Source organism: Allorhizobium sp. NPDC080224 (genome assembly GCF_050281005.1).
GTDB lineage: Bacteria > Pseudomonadota > Alphaproteobacteria > Rhizobiales > Rhizobiaceae > Allorhizobium.
This window is the reverse complement of record NZ_JBNNWJ010000017.1, coordinates 1-4,451: the sequence shown is the minus strand read 5'-3', so window position 1 is coordinate 4,451 and position 4,451 is coordinate 1. Positions and strand designations below refer to the sequence as shown.

The following is a 4,451-nucleotide window of genomic DNA, read 5'->3' as shown; positions in this document are numbered from 1 at the left end:
CTCGATCTTCATCTGCGACTGGTTGCTCGACACCAAGCTCCGGCGCAGATCGCATGCCATCCTCAACAAGGGTGAAAGCCGTCACGCCCTTGCCCGGGCGGTCTTCCTCCACCAGCTTGGCGAGCTGCGCAACCGCGTGGCGGAAACCATGGCCTATCGGGCGTCAGGTCTCAACCTCGTCGTCAACGCCATTATCCTGTGGAACACCGTCTATCTCAGCCGCGCTGTCGATTATGTCCGCACCCAGGGCATCGATATTCCCGCCGAGCTGCTCTCCCAAGTCGCACCACTTCCCTGGGCTCATATCGCACTCACCGGCGACTATCTCTGGAACGAAATTGACCGACCCCTCGAACGCTTCAGGCCGATCCGCGCTAACCGTTTCAATCCAAACAACTTCGCTTTCCCTTAGCGGGTATTATTGCAGAAATGCCCACGGAGCCCCTATGTCCGCGTCTCCACGACCGGCCAGACCACCGAAAACCAGATTCAGGAAATTGAGGCCGCCGGCTTTCAGGTCGAGCCGCGCCGGATCGTCACCGAGACAGTTTCCGGCTGCACGGCAATCGCGCAGCGCCGTGGCTTTTCCAAACTCATGGACCGGCTGGAATCCGGCGACGTTCTCATTGTCACCAAGCTTGATCGGCTCGGTCGTGACGCCATCGATGTCAGCACCACCGTCAAGACGCTCTCGGAAATGGGCGTGAAGGTCTACTGTCTCGCCCTGGGTGGTGCCGATCTCACAAGTTCCTCCGGCACGATGACCATGCAGGTCCTCAACGCCGTCGCGCAATTTGAACGGGATCTGCTTATCGAACGCACCCAATCCGGCCTCAGGCGCGCGAAGTCCGAAGGCAAAACCCTCGGAAGGCCATCGACACTCAGCGAGGAACAGAAGCAGGATGTGCGGGAGGATCTGGCAAACGAACTGAGCGTTTCCGCCATCGCCCGGAAATTCGGGACCAGTCGTCAGACCATCATGCGAGTCCGGGACGAGAGTTCACGCTCCGTTCGGCCTTAGCGTACGATTTTTAGCAAATCTTGTTCCGACTCCGGGTTAGAAGGAACCGAAGGCTGTGCCAAGCACGATCACGGCCACAAGGGCAACAAGCGCGCTGACAATGGCGGCCATGACGATGTCCAGATAGCTTTCGCGATGCGTGCAGCCACAGACCGCAAGCATCGTGACCACCGCGCCATTATGCGGCAAGCTGTCCAGCGTACCCGAGGCGATCACGGCCACCCGGTGCATCAGCGCAGGGTCCAGCCCTGTGTCTGACGCGATCTGCATGAAGGTGGGGCCAAGGGCCTGCAGCGCAATGGTCATCCCGCCCGAAGCCGATCCGGTCAACGCGGCAAGGATGTTCGTCGCTACCGCCAGTGACACGAGCGGCCCGCCTCCGATGCCCAGAACCCAGTCCCGCACCATCTCGAACGCAGGCAGGGCCGCCACGACCGCGCCGAACCCCACAAGGCTTGCCACGCTCATGATCGGAAGTACTGCGGCCGTCGCGCCCGAGTCGATGCTTTCGCGCAGATTGCGAAAGCGGCGCCGGTTCATGGCAACCAGCACGATGCAGGCGACCAGAAGCGCAAGCGCCACCGACCAGACCCCGCCGACAGCCGACAGGGTGGTTTCGCCCCATGCGGGCTGCGAGAGGAAATCGAAATCCATGCTGGGCAGCACGAACTGCGTCAGGATCAGGTTGACCACGACAACCAGAACCAGCGGCAGAATGGCCAGGCCGATCGGTGGCCGCCCGCCCCAGGATCCGGCGCGGCTGATCTGGGCAGGGTCAAACTCGCGTGCGGTGCTGGCCAGCTCGCGCGAGACGGCGGAGCCTTTTTCGGCCGCGCCATAACCCTCGCCCCGCGCCTTGGCCTGACGTTCGCGGAAGGAAAGCCAGCCCAGGCCGATGGCCGCCATGATGATGCTGGCTATGATGCCAAGCCCAGGTGCGGCAAAGGGGGTGGTACCAAAGAACGGCATCGGAATCGCGTTCTGGATCGCAGGCGTTCCCGGCATGGCCGACATGGTGAAGGTCGAGGTTCCAAGCGCGAGTGCCGCCGGAAGCAGCCTGCGCGGCACGCTTCCCGCCTTGAACAGCGCCTGCCCCATTGGCGCCAGAACGAAGAACGCCACAAACAGGCTGACACCGCCATAGGTGACCATCGCGCCCGCAGCCACCACGGCAAGGATCGCCCGCGAGGGGCCGAGCCGGCGCGTCATGTAATCGGCGATCGCTGAAACCGATCCGCTGTCGTCCATCAGCTTGCCGAACAATGCGCCCAGCAGGAAAAGCGGAAAGAACTGCGCCACAAACCCCGCCGCCGCAGGCATGAAGGTCTGCGTCCAGTGCGCCAGCATCGGCTGACCGGAAAAAAGCGCCGCCACCGCAGCAGCCAAAGGCGCCAGCAGCAGGATTGTCCAACTGCGGAACGCAAGCACCATGATCAGGGCAAGGCCCAACAGAATACCCAGCAGACCCAGCATGTCAGAGCTCGTCCGCCAGCGCGTCGATATCGAAGGTCGAACGCACCCCGATGTCCTGAATATGGGTGCGGCCGAAATCCTCGGCGGCGCGGCGCCCTTCGTCGAAGAGCATCTTCAGGAAGTCCCATTCGGCATTCAGCTTCGAGGAATGTCCAAGGTCCACCATGATGTCCGAGGTGATGCGATGCAGGCGCATCTCTTTCCAGTACCGCGCCTCGCCATTGCCGGGGTCGATGACACGGCGCAGCAGCGCCATCATCCGCAACTCTTTCAGTAGCTGGGCGTTGAAAGAGATCTCGTTCAGGCGGCTTGCGATCTCGCGCGCGGTGCGCGGCGTCTCGCGCCGCTCGACCGGGTTGATCTGCACCAGAACGGTATCGAGGCTTTCACATTCACGCACGAGCGGCGTCATCGTCGGGTTGCCCGCATAGCCGCCGTCCCAATAGGGCACGCCGTCGATCTCGATGGCCTGGAACATCGATGGCAGGCAGGCCGAGGCGAGCAGCACATCGGCCGTCACCTCATGCTTGCGGAACACCCTGCCTTGCCCGGTGTGCACATTGGTTGCCGTGATGAACAGCTTGACCGGCCCGGTCGCCAGCGCGTCGAAATCGATCAGGTCTGTCAGGATGTCGCGCAGCGGGTTCCCTGCCGCCCCACCCAGCGAATAGGGCGAGATCAGCCGCGCCATCAGATCCATGGCGATGAAGGCGGGCGAGTTGTCCAGCGTCCATTTGCCCGTCAGGACCTCCAGCGGCCCGCGCTTGAACGGGCTGAAGCGCGCGGCATCGGCCGTCCGGCGCCAGAAGGCGGTCAGCATCTCACGCGCGGTCTGCCGCCCGCCGGTGGCCATGCCGGCCGCCAGGATTGCCGCGTTCATGGCGCCGGCCGAGGTGCCGGAAATGCCATCGATCTCGAACCAGTCTTCCTCGAGGATGCGGTCCAGAACGCCCCATGTAAACGCCCCATGCGAACCGCCCCCCTGCAAGGCGAGGTCGATGGGAAGGGTTTTTCGCGTCTGCGATTTCGGGTTGCTGGCCATTTCGGCGCCTTTCAGTCAACTCATTGCAAGAAAATGGCGCCCGAAGCCGGGCGCCCTAGGGGATCAGGCGGCGGGCACCGCTTGCCCGCGAAGCCTCCACGCCATCGCACCAAGGGCCGCGCCAATGGCGATGAGGTCGAGCCCCAGCATCAGCCCGATCAGCCACAGCGCAGTGACCGGCATCGCGGCAAAAAGCACAAGCGACAGCACGACCGAGAGCACCCCGCTGGCAAAAACCCAAAGCCAGTTGGGCAAGGGACGGATCGTCAATGCGAAGACAACCTTCGACATCCCCTCGATCATGAAGAAGATGATCAGCAGAAGCGACAGCAGCAGCATCCCCTGCGCGATGTTGCGCAAGAGCAGAATGCCCAGCAACACACCAAGTATGGCCGAGATGATCTGCAGCCAGAAGTTCGGCGCATGGCGTGCGCTGATCAGGCCGATGGCCTGAATGATGCCGCTGGCGATCAGCAGCCAGCCGAACACCACGACGGCAGCAGCCGAAGAAAAGGCCGGGAAGACGATGGCGACGATCCCCGCGACGACCAGCAGCGCCGCCTGTACCAGGTGGAAGGTCGAATGGCGGCGCACCGCATCGCGCGCGGCTTCGCGGTAGGTCTGTGCAGCGGCGGCAAGACTGATCGGCATGGCATTGACTTCCTTGTTCAACAGGGTGCTTCCCGCCGGGCAGCGGGTGTTGCCTTCCCCGACCCGCAGGGCCGGATATGGATCAAAATTGGCACAGGACCGTGAAGCCCATGCCAGACAATCAATTTTTCATCGCCATGATGCGGTCGTGTCGCGAATGTGGTGGAAATTGGCGAGCAGCGCGCTCCGAGCATGTAACGTTGGCTCCGGTCAGGCCGCGAGGTCAAGAGACATCGGCACGAGAGGCTGAGAAAGGGTTTCCCA

General features: G+C 62.9%; 5 protein-coding genes. 2 read left to right on the top strand and 3 right to left on the bottom strand.

Features of this window, described 5'->3' with window-relative positions; all coding sequences use genetic code 11:
* Together ACQKP1_RS25835 and ACQKP1_RS25830 are read left to right on the top strand one after the other, a co-directional pair.
* On the top strand, nucleotides 1-412 hold a 412-nt coding region (locus ACQKP1_RS25835), incomplete at its 5' end, for a Tn3 family transposase (RefSeq protein WP_427277512.1).
* A gap of 9 nt (nucleotides 413-421) precedes the next feature.
* Nucleotides 422-1,021, top strand: coding sequence for a recombinase family protein (locus ACQKP1_RS25830; protein WP_427277511.1), 600 nt, complete (start codon nucleotides 422-424; stop codon nucleotides 1,019-1,021).
* A 36-nt stretch (nucleotides 1,022-1,057) separates the two neighbouring features.
* On the opposite strand, the gene ACQKP1_RS25825 is transcribed toward ACQKP1_RS25830, so the two are convergent.
* From ACQKP1_RS25825 to ACQKP1_RS25815, 3 genes are all read right to left on the bottom strand, one after another.
* Entirely contained in the window at nucleotides 1,058-2,491 is a 1,434-nt protein-coding gene (locus tag ACQKP1_RS25825; RefSeq protein ID WP_427277513.1) for a GntP family permease, read from the bottom strand.
* 4 nt (nucleotides 2,492-2,495) lie between these two features.
* Nucleotides 2,496-3,536 carry a patatin-like phospholipase family protein gene (locus ACQKP1_RS25820; protein ID WP_035715050.1) on the bottom strand — a complete coding sequence of 347 codons (1,041 nt, stop codon included), beginning with the start codon at nucleotides 3,534-3,536 and terminating at the stop codon, nucleotides 2,496-2,498.
* 63 nt (nucleotides 3,537-3,599) lie between these two features.
* Nucleotides 3,600-4,208: an HdeD family acid-resistance protein gene (locus ACQKP1_RS25815; protein ID WP_198143212.1), complete on the bottom strand. Its 609-nt coding sequence runs from the start codon at nucleotides 4,206-4,208 to the stop codon at nucleotides 3,600-3,602.
* Nucleotides 4,209-4,451 lie beyond the last annotated feature (243 nt).